This window comes from Agreia sp. Leaf244, from assembly GCF_001422695.1.
GTDB lineage: Bacteria > Actinomycetota > Actinomycetes > Actinomycetales > Microbacteriaceae > Agreia.
This window is the reverse complement of sequence record NZ_LMLX01000005.1, coordinates 90,447-106,036: the sequence shown is the minus strand read 5'-3', so window position 1 is coordinate 106,036 and position 15,590 is coordinate 90,447. Positions and strand designations below refer to the sequence as shown.

15 protein-coding genes are annotated in these 15,590 nt (G+C 68.2%); 9 read left to right on the top strand and 6 right to left on the bottom strand.

Annotated features, from left to right (window positions below; translation table 11 throughout):
* The first annotated feature begins 27 nt into the window (after positions 1–27).
* The 5 genes from ASF06_RS14790 to ASF06_RS14770 all read left to right on the top strand — a co-directional run bounded on the left by ASF06_RS14790 (position 28) and on the right by ASF06_RS14770 (position 6,002).
* The gene (locus ASF06_RS14790) at positions 28–1,356 is read left to right on the top strand and encodes a bifunctional o-acetylhomoserine/o-acetylserine sulfhydrylase (protein WP_055948797.1); all 1,329 of its coding nucleotides are present in this window, start codon (positions 28–30) and stop codon (positions 1,354–1,356) included.
* Positions 1,357–1,438: 82 nt separating this feature from the next.
* Entirely contained in the window at positions 1,439–2,644 is a 1,206-nt protein-coding gene (metX, locus tag ASF06_RS14785) for a homoserine O-acetyltransferase MetX (protein WP_055948795.1), read from the top strand.
* Between the two features lie 212 nt (positions 2,645–2,856).
* Positions 2,857–4,023 (top strand): sensor histidine kinase, encoded by a 1,167-nt coding sequence (locus tag ASF06_RS14780; protein WP_055948793.1) that lies wholly within the window; start codon positions 2,857–2,859, stop codon positions 4,021–4,023.
* On the top strand, positions 4,020–5,294 hold the full coding sequence (locus tag ASF06_RS14775) for a hypothetical protein (protein ID WP_055948790.1): 1,275 nt from the start codon (positions 4,020–4,022) through the stop codon (positions 5,292–5,294). Before ASF06_RS14780 ends, ASF06_RS14775 begins: the two co-directional genes overlap by 4 nt.
* Positions 5,295–5,312: 18 nt before the next feature.
* Complete coding sequence (locus tag ASF06_RS14770; protein ID WP_055948787.1) at positions 5,313–6,002, top strand: response regulator transcription factor; 690 nt, start codon at positions 5,313–5,315, stop codon at positions 6,000–6,002.
* On the opposite strand, the gene ASF06_RS14765 is transcribed toward ASF06_RS14770, so the two are convergent.
* Positions 5,992–6,303: a thiamine-binding protein gene (locus tag ASF06_RS14765; RefSeq protein ID WP_055948783.1), complete on the bottom strand. Its 312-nt coding sequence runs from the start codon at positions 6,301–6,303 to the stop codon at positions 5,992–5,994. The genes ASF06_RS14770 and ASF06_RS14765 overlap by 11 nt on opposite strands.
* Positions 6,303–7,562, bottom strand: a complete 1,260-nt coding sequence (locus tag ASF06_RS14760; RefSeq protein ID WP_235501048.1) for a glycosyltransferase 87 family protein — start codon at positions 7,560–7,562, stop codon at positions 6,303–6,305. The genes ASF06_RS14765 and ASF06_RS14760 overlap by 1 nt, the downstream gene beginning before the upstream one ends.
* Positions 7,563–7,711: 149 nt before the next feature.
* On the opposite strand from ASF06_RS14760, the gene ASF06_RS14755 reads away from it, so the two are divergent.
* On the top strand, positions 7,712–8,404 hold the full coding sequence (locus ASF06_RS14755) for a YceI family protein (protein WP_055948778.1): 693 nt from the start codon (positions 7,712–7,714) through the stop codon (positions 8,402–8,404).
* Between the two features lie 3 nt (positions 8,405–8,407).
* Here the strand turns inward: ASF06_RS14755 and ASF06_RS14750 are convergent, their stop codons facing one another.
* On the bottom strand, positions 8,408–9,301 hold the full coding sequence (locus ASF06_RS14750; RefSeq protein ID WP_235501033.1) for an ADP-dependent NAD(P)H-hydrate dehydratase: 894 nt from the start codon (positions 9,299–9,301) through the stop codon (positions 8,408–8,410).
* Positions 9,302–9,354: 53 nt separating this feature from the next.
* On the opposite strand from ASF06_RS14750, the gene ASF06_RS14745 reads away from it, so the two are divergent.
* From ASF06_RS14745 to ASF06_RS14735, 3 genes are all read left to right on the top strand, one after another.
* On the top strand, positions 9,355–9,984 hold the full coding sequence (locus ASF06_RS14745; protein ID WP_055948776.1) for an HAD family hydrolase: 630 nt from the start codon (positions 9,355–9,357) through the stop codon (positions 9,982–9,984).
* A 17-nt stretch (positions 9,985–10,001) separates the two neighbouring features.
* Positions 10,002–11,087, top strand: a complete 1,086-nt coding sequence (locus ASF06_RS14740) for an NADH:flavin oxidoreductase/NADH oxidase (RefSeq protein ID WP_055949670.1) — start codon at positions 10,002–10,004, stop codon at positions 11,085–11,087.
* A 74-nt stretch (positions 11,088–11,161) separates the two neighbouring features.
* Positions 11,162–11,473, top strand: coding sequence for a hypothetical protein (locus tag ASF06_RS14735; protein ID WP_055948773.1), 312 nt, complete (start codon positions 11,162–11,164; stop codon positions 11,471–11,473).
* Between the two features lie 3 nt (positions 11,474–11,476).
* On the opposite strand, the gene ASF06_RS14730 is transcribed toward ASF06_RS14735, so the two are convergent.
* The 3 genes from ASF06_RS14730 to ASF06_RS14720 form a co-directional block, all read right to left on the bottom strand.
* Positions 11,477–12,514: a hemolysin family protein gene (locus ASF06_RS14730; protein ID WP_055948770.1), complete on the bottom strand. Its 1,038-nt coding sequence runs from the start codon at positions 12,512–12,514 to the stop codon at positions 11,477–11,479.
* Positions 12,507–13,856 carry a hemolysin family protein gene (locus ASF06_RS14725; protein WP_055948767.1) on the bottom strand — a complete coding sequence of 450 codons (1,350 nt, stop codon included), beginning with the start codon at positions 13,854–13,856 and terminating at the stop codon, positions 12,507–12,509. Before ASF06_RS14725 ends, ASF06_RS14730 begins: the two co-directional genes overlap by 8 nt.
* Positions 13,857–13,975: 119 nt before the next feature.
* The gene (locus tag ASF06_RS14720; RefSeq protein ID WP_055948764.1) at positions 13,976–15,415 is read right to left on the bottom strand and encodes a GuaB1 family IMP dehydrogenase-related protein; all 1,440 of its coding nucleotides are present in this window, start codon (positions 15,413–15,415) and stop codon (positions 13,976–13,978) included.
* Positions 15,416–15,590 lie beyond the last annotated feature (175 nt).

Below are 15,590 nucleotides of genomic sequence, written 5' to 3'. Positions count from 1 at the left end.
CGCATTCGCCCCAAGGAGGCAGGACTCATGAGCGACAACGACGCCGGCTGGAAATTCGAGACCAAGCAGATCCACTCGGGCGCGGCACCCGACCCGGTGACCAACGCCCGCGCGACACCGATCTACCAGACGACCTCGTACGTCTTCAACAACTCCGACCACGCGAAGAACCTCTTCGCCCTGGCCGAGTTCGGCAACATCTACACGCGCATCCAGAACCCCACCCAGAACGTCGTGGAGGAACGTGTCGCCGCCCTCGAGGGAGGAACGGCCGCGCTGCTCGTTGCATCCGGTCAGGCCGCGGAGACCTTCGCCGTGCTGAACATCGCCGAGGCGGGCGATCACATCGTCTCGAGCGCGTCGATCTACGGCGGCACCTACAACCTCTTCAAGTACACCCTCGCGAAGCTCGGCATCGAGACGACGTTCGTCGAGAACCAGGACGACGCCGACGAGTGGCGTCGTGCCGTGCGCCCGAACACGAAGCTCTTCTTCGCCGAGACCATCGGCAACCCGAAGATCAACATCCTCGACATCCGCCTGGTGGCCGATGTCGCGCATAAGGCCGGCGTGCCGTTGATCGTCGACAACACCATCGCGACGCCCTATCTGATCCGCCCCTTCGAGCACGGCGCAGACATCATCGTGCACTCCGCCACGAAGTTCCTCGGCGGCCACGGCACGGTCATCGGCGGCGTCATCGTCGACGGAGGGAAATTCGCTTGGAGCGAGCACCCCGACCGCTTCCCGGGCCTCACCTCCCCCGACCCCTCCTACCACGGGGTCAACTACTCCGAGGCGCTCGGCAACGGCATCGCCTACATCATCAAGGCGCGCGTGCAGCTGCTGCGCGACCTCGGATCGTCGATCGCGCCGGCCAGCGCGTGGCAGCTCATCCAGGGCATCGAGACGCTCAGCCTGCGCATCGAACGCCACGTGCAGAACGCGCAGGAAGTCGCCGAGTGGCTCGACGCCCACGACGACATCGCCACGGTCTACTACGCCGGCCTGCCCTCGAGCCCCTGGTACGCGGCCGCCAACACCTACGCCCCCAAGGGCGTCGGCGCCGTGCTGTCGTTCGAGCTGAAGGGCGGGGTGGATGCCGGGCGCGCGCTGGTCGACAACCTCACGCTGTTCAGCCACCTGGCCAACATCGGCGACGTGCGCAGTCTCGTCATCCACCCCGCGTCGACGACGCACTCTCAGCTGACGCCCGAGCAGCAGCTCACGTCGGGCGTCACGCCCGGTCTCGTGCGCCTGTCGGTCGGTCTCGAGAACATCGACGACATCAAGGCCGACCTGCAGGCGGGCCTCACGGCAGCACGCGAGGTCGCTCGGGCGAACGCCGCGGTCTAGTCCCCCGCTCCGATCCAACCGGCGACCCGGCCCGACGTAACATTCGGGCCGGGTCGCCTTCTGCACGCGAGAATGAGCTGATATGGACTGGCAGACACCCGAAGACACCGTCCCGAGCGGCTTCATCACCGACGCGCAGATCCGCTCCATCCTCGGCAAGCCCCCCGCATCCGGTGCCTGGCGCGACGGCGACCCCGTGGGATGCCGTCGCTTCGTGTCGATCGGATCGTTCGACTTCGAGATCGGAACGACCCTTCCCGACGTCCGCATCGCCTACGAGACCCTCGGAACCCTGTCGCCCGCCCGCGACAACGCGGTGCTGGTGCTGCACGCGCTGACCGGCGACAGCCACCTCGTGGGCACCGCGTCACCGGGTCATCCCACCGACGGCTGGTGGAGCGGCATCGTCGGACCCGGGCTCGCGATCGATACCGACCGGTGGTTCGTGGTGAGCCCCAACATGCTGGGCGGGTGCCAGGGAAGCACGGGTCCCGCATCGCTCGGCCCCGATGGAACGGAGTGGGGCGCCTCGTTCCCGTACACGACCGTCGCAGACCAGGTCCGGGCGCAGGTCGCGTTCTCGGATGCGATCGGGATCGATCGGTGGGCGGCCGTCGTCGGCGGATCCATGGGAGGCATGCACGCCATCGAGTGGGGCGTCGCGCAGCCGCAGCGCATCGACCGGCTCGCCGTCATCGCGGCCCCGGCGCGGTCGAGCGCCGACCAGGTGGCGCTCAACTCCGTCCAGGTCGAGGCGATCCACATCGACCCCCGTTTCTCCGGCGGCCAGTACTACGACGCGGCCGACGGCGAAGGGCCGCATCGTGGCCTGGCCCTCGCCCGGCGCATGGCCCTTCTGAACTACCGGAGCCCGTCGGAGCTGAACGACAGATTCGGGCGCAGCTGGCAGTCGGGCATCAGCCCCCTCGGGCGCGACGGCAGGTTCGCCGTCGAGTCCTACCTCGACTTCCACGGCAACAAGTTCACCCGGCGCTTCGACGCGAACTCCTACGTCACCCTCGTGCAGGCCATGAACTCGCACGATGTCGGCCGGGGGCGCGGAGGTCTGTCAAGCGCACTCTCGAGGGTCACCATCCCCACCGTCGTGATCGGCATCGACAGCGACCGACTGTTCCCGATCGAGGACCAGTTCGAGATCGCCCGCCAGGTGCCCGGCAACATCGACGGCACGGATGCCGTCGTGCTCTCTTCTCCGTTCGGGCACGACGGGTTCCTCATCGAGAGCGAGGCGGTCGGTCGACACCTCAGACGACTGCTGGATGCGTGACGAGCTCGGGCGGTCGATAAGCGTTGCGCAAAAAAGCCGGGAGCATCGCCTTGCCAACGACACTCCCGGCGGTTCCCCCCAAGCAGTTCACTCAGGCTACGCTCACGGCATGTGCAATACCAGATGTGCAGGTCCCCCACTTCAGGGCACAGAACGGCTAGCATGTCGAGCGTGATCGACCGCCGACTTGCCCTTCTCGACCTGCCTTTCCCGTGCCGCTGAGCGCGGGCGGGCAGCCTCGATTCCTGGCCCGCACAGCCCGGCTCATCGGACTCTCCTTCCTCGCCGCCTCGCTCCTCGCCCTGCTGCTCGACATTCCCGCCAACCTCGACGTGCTCGCCGTGACCGTGCCGCTCTACGTGGCGATGGCCGCCGCGTTCACGATCATCGGCAGAACCCGGTCCATCGTCTGGTCGGCGTCCGTCCTGGTGCTGGGTGCGGCGACGATCCTGCTCCTGGGCCTCGACGCCCTGGGCGGCGGCTCTGGCTCGACCTCCAGTGCCGCCATCCTGCTCGGATCGGGTGCGCTTCCGGCACTTCTGGTCTGCAACATCGACAGCCCCGCTCGCATCGTCACCCTCTCCCTCGGCGCGGTGCTCGCCCTGGCGACGACCATCGTCGCCACAGCGGATGCCGTCACGCCGCTTCGGAGCGTGTTCTCCCTCGTCGTCGGCTGGTCTGCGCTCGTGGGTGTGGCCATCTGGTTGTCGGTGAGCATCTCCCGTGCTCTCGACCGGATCGCACGGCTCGGACGAGCGCACCTGGCCGAGCGCCATGCGACGGAGACCGAGGCGCAACGCCGACAGGGAGCCCGGCTCCTGCACGACACCGTGCTGGCCACGCTCACGCTTCTGGCGCATTCCGGAGTCGGCGTGAGTCCTGACGCGCTGCGCGCCCAGGCCTCCGAAGACGCACGCCTGCTGAGGCAGTTGCGACTCGGGGGCACCCCGATGCCGCAGTCCTCCGGCGCATACACGCTGGAGGCGACGGAGACGAGCGATCTGGGGCACACCCTCGAGTCCGTGAAACAGCGCTTCGACCGCATGGGACTCACCGTGTCCTGGCACGGCGCGGGCCGGCTGCTGCTGCCCAGCGACGTGCTCGACGCGTTCCTGCTGTCGCTGGCCGAGTGCCTCGAGAATGTGCGGCGGCATTCCGGCGTCGCCGATGCGGAGGTCACCATCACGCAGGACGACACGACGGTGCGCGCCATGGTGACCGACACCGGCGTCGGCTTCGATCTCGATCAGGTCGATTCGGCGAGGCTCGGCCTGGCCGAATCCGTCATCGCCCGCATCCGCGATGTCGGGGGACGCACGCGACTCTTCTCAGCCCCAGGATCGGGCACCACCGTCGTGCTGGAGGTGCCGAAGCTGTGAGTGACGCGACGGCGCCCGGCGCGCCCCTGCCCGGCGAGGATCCGACCGTTCTGAGCCGCCTCGTGCGGGCTCGCCAGATCGGTCCCCGTGCGGTCTCGGCCCTGAAGGACGACCTCGCCAAGGACTCCCGACTCGGCTACGGCTACCTCGGCATCGGCGCCGTGGCGGTCGGATCGTTTCTGTTCCTGCGCGGACTCGCGGCGTTCGTCCTCGACGCCGTGTCCGAGTCTCCTGCGGGCTCGACACCCCTGCGCGTGATCGCGTGGGCGCTGCTCGCGATCGCTTTCGTCGGGTCGGCTCTGCTCGCCCGACGCCACCACGGGCGTCATCCGGCCCTCGTCTTCAGCGCGGCCATGGTTCTGCTCGCGCTTGCCCTGCTGATCGAGACGATCGCCGTCCTCGGCACCCCGCAGCCGATCCTCCACTCCTCGACGATCTACGGGGTCGGGGCCACCCTGCTCGCGCTGGTGGGATCCCGCCCGGCGCGAGAGCTCCTCCTGGCCAACGGTGCGTTCGCGGTGGTGATCGCGGCCATGCTGGCCTCGGGCATCGCATCCGGGTCATTCGAGTCCGGACCATCGATGCAGAGGGCGGCGGCCGCCCTCCTGCCCCCGCTGATCGGAGCCGTCGTCGTACGAGGATTCGGCACACTCGTGCAACTGGAGCTGGATCGCTCCGCAGTCGAGAGCACGCTGCTCGCACCACGATTCGCCTTCGGCATGCGCGCGTCCGACGAGCTCGCCCGTCTCGACCTCGACGCGGAACGGATCCTCGACGGGGTCGCCAGCGGCAGCATCCACCTCCCCCTCGACCCGAAGCTCGCAGCCGACGCGTCGTCGATCGCCACCGAACTCCGCCTGCTGCTCGTGGCAGGGCGGCACGACACGTGGCTGCATCACGCGATCGAGGAGTCCGAGGTTCTGGGCCCCGTCGTGACCCTCACCGACCCCCAGGGACTGGCCGGATTCCTCGAGGCCAGCGAACGGGAGGGACTGCTCTCCGCTGTCTGGCTCCTTGTCGCCGAGTCCGTTCGAGTGCAGCCCACGCTCCAGATCGTGATAGGTCCGCGGAACGTCGAGGCAGATGCGACCGCTGCCAGTAGGATTGGGTTCCCGGTTGCACTCACGGTCGACGGCGTCCCGCGGCGTCGCATCGATCCCGCCGTGTGGCCGGCGCTCGATCGCGTCGGTGATCATTCGGAGATGATCGCGGGGGGAAGCATGACGATCGTGACGACAGTTCGTACAGTGGCACAGCAGGCCGCCGGGTAGGCGGCCGGGAGGACAACCGTGACAGACTCCGCAGCACCGATCCGACTCGCGATCGTCGACGACCACCGAATGCTTCTCGGAGCACTGACGGAGTGGATCCGCAACGCGGCGGACGACATCGACATGGTGGCCGCGGTCACGACCTGGCCCGATCTGCTCACCCATCCCCAGTTCCCCGTCGACGTGGTGCTGCTCGACCTCGACCTCAAGGACTCTCTTCCGATCTCGGTCAAGCTCCGCACCCTCAAGACCACCGGGGTGAAGACCGTGCTCATGAGCACCTATTCCGAACCGGCGGTCATCAGGGAGGCCATCGCCGCCGGCGCACTGGGCTACCTCGTCAAGAGCGAAGAGGCGGGCATGATCGTCGAGGCGATCCGTGCGGCGCACGCCGGAAGGCCCTTTATCTCGAGCGAACTCGACCTCGCGCTCTCGGCCGACGAGGTCGGAGGCGCGCCGAAGCTGTCCGCGCAGGAGCGCCGGGTCATGGCCCTCTACGGCGGTGGAGAACCGGTGAAGCAGGTCGCGCAGGCCCTCGACATCTCGGAGGAGACCGCGAAGTCCTACCTCAAGCGCATTCGAGAGAAGTACCGGGTCGCCGGCATCGACGTCGGAACCAAGGTCGCGCTGCGTAAGAGGGCGATCCAGGACGGGCTCCTGGTGCAGGTCGACTTCCACCGCACCTCTGAGACCGACCTCACGGAGTGAGCTCGTCGAGCGCGGCTTCGAGCCGTTCCACCTTGGCCGTGAGCTCTCCGCTGTAGCCGGGGCGGATATCCGCCTTCAGCACGAGCGACACCCTGCTGCCGAACGCCGCCACGGCCTCCGTCGCATGCTTGACGACGGCGAAGACCTCGTCCCAGTCGCCCTCGATGGTGGTGAACATCGAATCGGTCTGGTTGGGCAGGCCCGAGTCGCGAACGACCTTCACGGCGGCAGCGACGGCGTCGTGCACCGAACCGTCATCGTGGCCGGTGCCGGAGGGAGCTACAGAGAAGGCGACGAGCATCAGGTGACCTGTCTTTCTGGTGAGGTGCGGAGTGGGATACGAGGCTCAGAGCCGCGTCGCAGTCGCCAGACCATCCGCACGGCCATCGCGAACAGCACGACGAGCGCGACGTTGCGGGCGGTCAGCACCACCAGCATCCCCGGCTCGAGGACCAGCAACGCGTCGTAGCCGAACGGGTAGATGAGCTGGGTGACGGCGGCAATGCCGAGGGCCACGACGGCGGGTGCACGGAATCTCCTGCCCTGCGTCGCGATGCCCAGCACGACAGGAGCGGCGATCCAGAGGACGAACTGCGGGGACCCGACCTTGTTGAAGACGAGCAGGCCCACGACGATGGCGAGGCTGAGGGGTGCCAGCAGGTGCACGGCTCGCGCTCCGCTGCGGCTGACGACCGCTCCCAGCAGCAGGAGCGCCGCCGACACCACGACGAGGAGCGGGGTCATCAGGGCACTGGCCTGGTCGACTCCCGATCCCACGACCTGGAACGTGTTGATCGCAGGAATGTACTGCACTGCCGCAGCGGTCGGGTCGACGAAGGCGATCCACATCCAGACCGTGCTGATCGGCGCTTCGATCTGGAGGCCGCGAGAGGACTGCTGCGAGATGAATCCGAGACTGTTGGCCCCGCTTCCGAGGGCCAGCACGATGAGGCCGATGGCGACGGCCGTCGCTGTGAAGGCGAGCAGCGCACGCCAGCGCCCGCGCACCGTCACCACGATCACGGCCACGAGAACCGCCGGCCAGACCTTGATCCACGTGGCGACGGCGAGCAGGGCTCCCGCCACCACGGGTCGACGCTGGGCGACGAGCAGCGCGATGATCGAGATGGCCACGGTCGTCACATCGATGCGACCGAGCGCGACGGGACCGAGAAGCAGAAGAAAACCGATCCACCACCACGCGGCCATGATCCTCGGCGAGAAGAGCCGTGAGCTCGGACCCGTGCGGGAGAGCAGGAAGGCGAGGACGACGGCATCCGTGACCACGACGACCAGCAGCCATCCGATTCCGTAGAGCCCCGGTCCGAGCACCATCGCGGCGAGCATCGGCACGAGGGCGACGAGCGGGTACACCCACGGCTGGGAGACGCCGACGATGTCACCCGCGAGGGCGTTCTGCACCCACGGCCTGTACTGCAGGGTCACGTCGCCCCAGGGCAGGGTCGGATGGGTGAGTCCCACGAAACCGAGCCATGCGTGCACGAGCAGGAAGGCCGACCACAACACGACGGGTCGCCTCACCGTCGTCTCCAGCATCATGCGCACGACGCCCATACTAGGCCGACCGTTCTCCGCAGAGTCTGTCGCCGGCACACAGGGTGCTCTCCGGCGGCTCCCAGCAAGGGGTCACCTCTGCCTGCTTTGCTGGTGTCTCACCCACACACCCCGGACGGACCATGAAGAGATTTGTGAGCATTGCGATCGGCGTCTCGGCGTCGGTGCTCGCCCTCGGCACCATGGCGGCCGTCGCTGGTCCCATCATCTACGGCAGCGCGGCGGCGAGCCCCGCGGCACAGGTTCCCAGCGTGATGCCCACCGTGCGGGAGGCATCGCCCCGGGTTGCTTTCGACGACGTCGCGGAGTTCTCGGGCGACTGGGACGTCACCGACGGCTCGAGCGCGGGATACACGGTCGGAGCCGTGGTCAACGGCTCCCCGTTGACGGTCTCCGGCACCACAGACCACGTCAGCGGGTCGGCGACCGTCGACGACAGCGTGCTCACGAGCGCCACCATCGTGGTCGAGGTGGCGAGCATCACGACCGACAATGCGGCCCGCGACGCCTACTTCAGGGGTCCGGCGCTCGACGCAGCCGACTACCCGACCGCGCTGTTCACGCTGTCGTCGCCGATCTCCCTCGATGGCGACCTGCTCGACGGCCAGCCCGTCGTCGTTGCGGCCTCCGGCGAGCTGAGCCTTCACGGCGTGAGCCGCGCCGTCGATGTGGACCTGACCGCGCGCATGGACAACGGACGCCTCGTCGTTTCCGGAAGTGTTCCCGTCGTCTTCGACGACTACGGGATCTCCCCCATCGATCTCGGTTTCGTTCGGGTCGACGACTCGGGCTCGATCGACTTCACCCTCGCGGTCGCCCCGCGCTGATCGTCAGTCGGGCTGTTGTCCGAGCAGCTCGGCGATCGTCCTGCCCACGGCCTCCGCGATATCGAGAGCCACGATCGGCCCCCCGCCCGATGCCCGGGCGCCCGCAGCCTGGTGCAGGAACGCGGCCGTGGCCGCGACTCGAGCCAGCATGCCGGGCCCTTCCTCGGGCAGGAACTCGGCGTTCGTGGCGAGGAGAGCACCGAGGATCCCGCCGAGCACGTCGCCGGAGCCGGCAGTCGCGGCCCAGCTCGACGAGGCGGTCACGGTGATCGTCGGGGTCGACGGGCCCGCGATGACGGTGCGGGCGCCTTTCAGCAAAACGGTGACCCCGAATCGTTCCGCCGTCTCGACCGCCCAGTGAACCGGATGCGCCGCGATCGTCGTTCTGTCGACGGCGACACCGACGCGGGCCCAGACCGACGCCAGCTCGCCGGCGTGCGGCGTGATGACCGTGTCGTTCCCGGCATCCTGCACGAGGTCGAGCGCGCCGGCGTCGAGAACCACCGGCAGGCCCTCCCCCAGGGCGTCCCTCAGCGACGCGGTCTGCGCATCCGATCTCGCACCGGCGTCCATGCCCGATCCGAGGAGCCAGGCCTGCACCCGGCCGGATGCCGTCACGACCTCCGGTCTGCGCTGCAGCACCAGACGTGTCGGAATCTCGGGACCGAGGTAGCGGAGCATGCCGAGCCCGGTGCGCGACGCGGCGTCGACACCGAGCACGGCGGCGCCGGGATAGGCGTCCGATCCCGTTCGCATTCCGAGCACGCCTCGGCTGTACTTGTCGTCGGTCGCCCGCGGTACCCGCAGATAGCGCCGGGCGTCGGCCGCCGTCCACTCGCGTGTCGGCCCGCGGCCCGCTTTCGCCTGGTCGGCGTTGTCCTCGCTCTGGTCGCTCACGTCTCCACGATAGATTGGATGAGCCCCCTGCTTCTACGACCCGTGGAGTCTCCATGCCCATCAGCATTCCCGGCAAGGTCGTGGTCTTCGACTACGGCGAGGTGATCTCCTTCTCGCCGTCCGACAGCGACCGGCAGGCGATCCTCTCGATAGCCCGGGTGCCCGAGGAGTCGTTCTGGCCTCCCTACTGGCAGAATCGTGACGCCCTCGACGCGGGCACCCTGAGCATCCGGCAGTACTGGCTCGAGATCGCGCGGCACGCGGGCGTCGACTTCAGCGAGTCGCGTATCCAGCAGCTGTGGATCGCCGACTATCGCAGCTGGCTCAGCGTCAACCCCGACACCTACGACGTGCTGCTCGCCCTTCGCGAGGGCGGCACCCGCATGGCCCTGCTCTCGAATGCCGGGTTCGATTTCGGCGGCTACTTCCGCCACGGCCCTATGGGATCGCTGTTCGAGCGCGTCTTCGTGAGCGCGGAGATGGGCAGGCTCAAGCCCGAGCAGGCCATCTACCAGGAGGTGCTCGACGAATTGGGTATCGAGGCGGGCGACATGATCTTCATCGACAACAAGGCCGTGAACATCGACGGGGCCGCCGCCCTCGGCATCGACGGTCACGTCTTCACCACGGCCGAACTCCTGCGCTCCTACCTCGACGAGAAGGCCGAGCTCGCATCCGCATGACGACCAGAGAGACCACGATGACCGGAACCGCCCTCTTCACTCCCCTGACCATCCGCAGCGTGAGCCTGCGCAACCGCATCTGGGTCGCACCCATGTGCCAGTACTCTGCCGACGCCGAAGACGGCATGACCACCGACTGGCACCTCGTGCACCTGGGGTCGTTCGGGCAGGGCGGAGCAGGGCTCGTGATCACCGAGGCCACGGCTGTGAGCCCCGAAGGGCGCATCTCGCCTCAGGACCTCGGGCTGTGGAACGACGAGCAGGCCGAGGGCTTCCGGCGCATCACCGACTTCCTGCACTCCCAGGGCGCCGCGGCCGGCATCCAGTTGGCACACGCGGGCCGAAAGGCCTCGACGTACCGCCCGTGGGCGAGCGAACGGGGCACAGTGCCGGTGGATGCCGGTGGCTGGCAGTCCGTGGGCCCGTCGCCTATCGCATTCCCCGGCTACGCGGCCCCGGTCGAGCTCGATCGCGCAGGAATCGACGGAGTCGTCGACGACTTCGTCGCGTCGGCGCTGCGCGCCATCGACGCGGGCTTCGACGTGCTCGAGCTCCACGCGGCGCACGGCTACCTGCTGCACCAGTTCCTGTCGCCCCTCAGCAACGAGCGCACCGACGAATACGGGGGCAGCCTCGAGAACAGGGCGCGGCTCCTCCTGCGCGCCGTCTCAGCGGTGCGGCAGGCCGTGGGAGACGACGTACCCCTGCTCGTGAGGTTCTCTGCGACAGACTGGGCGATCGACGGCTGGGACGAGCAGCAGACCTCGACCGTGGCCGCCTGGGCACGTGACGCCGGCGCCGACGTCTTCGACATCTCGAGCGGCGGCAACACCGCGGGCGTGACGATCCCTGTCGGTCCGGGCTACCAGGTTCCGCTGGCCGAGTTCGTGGCGACCAACGGGGACGTTCCCGTGAGCGCCGTCGGTCTCATCACCACCCCGGCGCAGGCGGCCGCGATCGTCGACGAGGGTCGGGCCGACGCGGTGATGCTCGGCCGGGAGATGCTGCGCGACCCGCACTTCGCCCTGCGAGCGGCTCACGAGCTGGGAGTGGCCATCGACTACTGGCCCTCGCAGTACATCCGCGCGAGCTGGCCCGAGTGAGGGCCGTGGCCTTCTTACTCGACTCATAGGCCTGTCGAACCGGCTGGTCAGAGTCGGCGTGAACACTGTCTCCCATGACACTCTTCACCTCTTCTCCCCAGACCGTCGAGCCGCCTGCGCAGTCTCCGCGTCGGCGCTCCGGCCGCATTGTGGCGATCGTCGCCGGCGGCATCGTCATCCTCGCGCTCGCGTTCGGCGGCGGCATCGCGGTGGGCGCGAACCTGCCGGGCGACGACGGTCCCGGTCAGCTGCAGGACGGCCGGTTCCCCGACGGCTTCACGCCGGGTCAGGCTCCACCCGACGGCGTCCTCCCCGGACAGGGCGACGACTCAGGCACGAGCGACGACTCAGGCACATCCGACGACTCGACCGGTTCGACGACCTAGGCCTCAGATTCGCCTGGTGGCGTCCTGCACCTCGCCGACGAGCTCCTCGATGATGTCCTCGAGGAAGAGCACGCCTGTCGTGCGACCCGACTCGGAGAATGTGCGGGCCAGATGCGCGTTCGTGCGCCGCATGCTCGCCAGGGCGTCTTCGAGCTCCGTGCCGTCGTACATCGAGACCAGTTGCCGGATCCGCTTCGCGGGAACCGGTCGGTCGACCTCGTCCTCGTCGAGGTCGATCACGTCTTTGAGGTGCAGGTAGCCGTCAGGGCGACCCTCCTCGTCGACCACGATGTAGCGCGAGAAGCCGTGCTTGGCGACGGCGTGCTCGATCTCGGCGGGCGTCACGTGATCCGAGAGGCTCACGAGCGATTCCAACGGCACGGCCACGTCTTTCACCGTCTTCGAGGTGAACTCGAAAGCCGCGTTGAGGGCACCCGTGGTGTCGCTCAACATGCCCTCCCTGGTCGACTGCGAGACGATCGTCGACACCTCGTCGAGAGTGAACGCGCTGGCCGCCTCGTCTTTGGGCTCGACCCCGAACAGCCTCAGAATCGAGTTCGCCGTCGCATTGAGGGCGACTATGACGAACTTGAACACGCGCGAGAGCCAGACCAGCGGGGGCGCGAGCAGCAGAACGGCGCGATCCGGCAGCGAGAACGACAGGTTCTTGGGAACCATCTCTCCGAACACGACGTGCAGGAAGGAGACGACCAGCAGCGCGATGACGAACGCGATCGTGCCGATGACCTCCTCGGGCAGTCCGGTCAACTCCAGCGGGATCTCGAGCAGGTGATGGATGGCGGGTTCGGACACATTGAGGATCAGCAGGGAGCACACAGTGATTCCCAACTGGCACATGGCCAGCATGAGCGTCGCGTGCTCCATGGCCCAGAGGGCCGTCTTCGCGCTCGCCTTGCCCTGCTCGGCGAGGGGCTCGATCTGCGAGCGACGCGCGGAGATGACGGCGAACTCGGCGCCGACGAAGAATGCGTTGGCCAGAAGAAGCACAACGAGCCAGACGATACCCAGCCAATCAGCCACGATCGTTCACCTCCCGGGTGGAATCGTCGGTCGCCGGCGCGTCGACCGGAGCGGCCGTCTCGTCTGTGGCTGTCGGGGTGAAGCGGATGCGATCGATGCGGCGGCCGTCGAGCCGCACGACGGCGAGTTGCCCGGCGGGCAGCTCGACCGTGTCGCCTGCGACCGGAAGCCGTCCCAGCTCGCTCATCATAAAACCGCCCACGGTCTCGTAGGGGCCGTCGTCGGGAACGCTGATGCCCGCCCTGTCGGCTAGCTCGTCGGGTCGGAGCATGCCGGGGAACGACACGGAGTTGAGCGTCTTCACGACGCCGGCCCGTGAACGGTCATGCTCGTCGTCGAGTTCGCCCACGAGCTCCTCGACGAGGTCTTCGAGCGTGACGACGCCGGCCGTTCCGCCGTACTCGTCGACGACGATGGCCATCTGGTAGCCGCGTCCGCGCAGTTCACCCAGCAGCGAATCGAGCTTCATGGTCTCGGGCACGCGGATCACGTTGGAGGCCAGGGCAGCCGCGGGCACGTCGCGCCGTCGCGATCGAGGAACGCTTACTGCCTGCTTCACGTGCACGACGCCGACGATGTCGTCGATGTCGTCGTCGAGCACCGGAAAGCGGCTGTGTCCGGTCGTGCGCGTCAGCATGATCACGTCTTCGGCGCTGTCGGTGCGTTTGACACTGGCGATGCGCGGGCGCGGGGTCATGGCGTCGGATGCCGTGTGTCCCGAGAAGAGAAGGGTGCGGTTGAGCAGGGTCGCCATGTCGAGGTCGAGGCTGCCCTGCAGGGCGGAGCGTCTGACCAGCGACGAGAGCTCCTCCGCGGTGCGGGCACCCGAGAGCTCCTCTTTCGGCTCGATTCCTATGGCACGGAGAAGTCCGTTCGCGCTGTTGTTGAGCAGGCTGACGGCCGGCTTGAACACCAGCGTGAAGAGGCGCTGGAACGGGATCACCAGCTTCGCCGTCTGCAGGGGAAGCGCCAGCGCGAAGCTCTTCGGCACGAGCTCGCCGACGATCATCGACAGCAGCGTGGCGAACACAATGGCCACGGTCGCCGAGACCCCGGGCACCACGGCCTCGGGGATGCCGACGCCCGTCAGCGGCGCGCGGAGCAGATTCGAGATGGCCGGCTCCATCGTGTAGCCGGTGAGCAGCGTGGTGAGCGTGATGCCGAGCTGGGCGCTCGAGAGGTGAGTCGAGGTGATCTTCAGTGCGGAGATCGTGGGGCCGAGCCCGGCGTCGCCGCGCTTCTGTCGCGCCTCGAGATCGCTGCGGTCGAGGTTGACCAGCGCGAACTCGCTGGCGACGAAGATGCCGGTACCGAAGGTGAGAACGATACCGACGCCGAACATGATCCAGTCAAGAGGCACGGGTGCCACCGGAACTGCTCAGAAGAAGGGATGGATGGGCTGAGGGAGGGTCGTCCATTGTCTCGTCAGTATACCGGCTCGGTACCGCCGATCGCCCGGCACTACCAGCTGACGGGAAGCGCTTTTCCTTCTTCATATCCCGCCGCCGACTGGATTCCGACCAGGGCGCGATCGTGGAACTCCGCGACGTCGCTCGCGCCCGCGTAGGTGAACGAACTGCGCACGCCGGACGTGATCATGTCGAGCAGGTCCTCGACCGACGGGCGCAACGGGTCGAGGTAGATGCTGCTCGAGGAGATGCCCTCGGCGAAGAGCGTCTTGCGGGCCAGCTCGTAGGCGTCGAGTCGTCCGAAGCGGTCTTTGACGGCCTTTGTCGACGCCATGCCCCAGCTCTCCTTGTAGAGCCGGCCCGTCGCATCCGTCTTCAGTGTGCCGGGCGCCTCGATCGTGCCGGCGAACCACGAGCCGATCATGACGCTCGACGCGCCCGCGGCCAGGGCGAGCGCGACGTCGCGCGGGTAGCGCACTCCCCCGTCTGCCCACACGTGCGCACCCAGCTCGCGAGCCGTGTCGGCGGTCTCGAGCACGGCCGAGAACTGAGGGCGACCGACGGCCGTCATCATGCGGGTCGTGCACATCGCGCCGGGGCCGACGCCGACCTTGAGGATGGTCGCTCCGGCGGAGACGAGGTCGCGCACGGCCTCGGCCGTCACGATGTTGCCCGCCACGATGGGCAGCCCGAGGTTCTCGTTAGCCACGGCCTCGATGGCGCGCAGCATTCCCTCCTGGTGGCCGTGGGCCGTGTCGATGACCAGCACGTCGACGCCGGCCGAGGCGAGCGCGCGGGCCTTGGATGCGACGTCGCCGTTGATGCCGACGGCTGCGGCGACCCGAAGGCGGCCGTGCCCATCGAGCGCCGGCGTGTAGAGGGTGGAGCGGAGGGCGCTGGTGCGGCTCAGCGTTCCGATGACGGAGCCGTGCCGCATGACGGGTGCGAAATCGAGGTCGGCCTCGACCATCGCGTCGAATGCCTGGCGGGGCGAGTCGATGTCATCGGCCGACAGCGCGGTGAGCGGGCCGTGGAGGAGGTCGCCGAGCAACGCGTCGGGCAGAGCAGAGGCGAGACGGGCGGCCGGGATGCAGCCGAGGTAGCCGCCAGCGGAGTCGTGGATGACGATTCCCTGGCCCGCGACGGCGGGGATCTGCTGCAGCGCCTGCTCGACCGTGTCGCCGGGCGCGAAGTCGAAGGGGGTGTCGAAGTCGACGGGCTGGGCCTTGACCCAGCGGATCGCCGCGTCGAGGTCCTGCAGATGCATGTCCTGCGGCAGCACGCCGAGGCCTCCGCGCCGCGCGAGGCTGGCAGCGAGGCGGGGCCCGGTGACCGAATTCATGTTGGCGCTGACGATCGGGATCGTGGCTCCGGTGCCGTCGTTCGGGGCGAGGGAGACATCGAGGCGGCTCGTCACCCGGGAGCGCGAGGGCACGAGGAAGACGTCGGAATACGTGAGGTCGTGGCTCGCGGTCGCGTGATAGAACTCCATGTCCTCCACGGTAGTCGCTTCCGGCCCGCGCGGCCCCGCTCGGGTGGCGCTCAGGGCTGAGGGGATTAGGCTTGACTCCGAACGTGTCGGGCGCCCTCCGGCAACGATGCAGGGCGCTGACGACTGTGACGAATGTACTGATTTCAGGCGAAATGTCGATGCACGATGAAGAGAG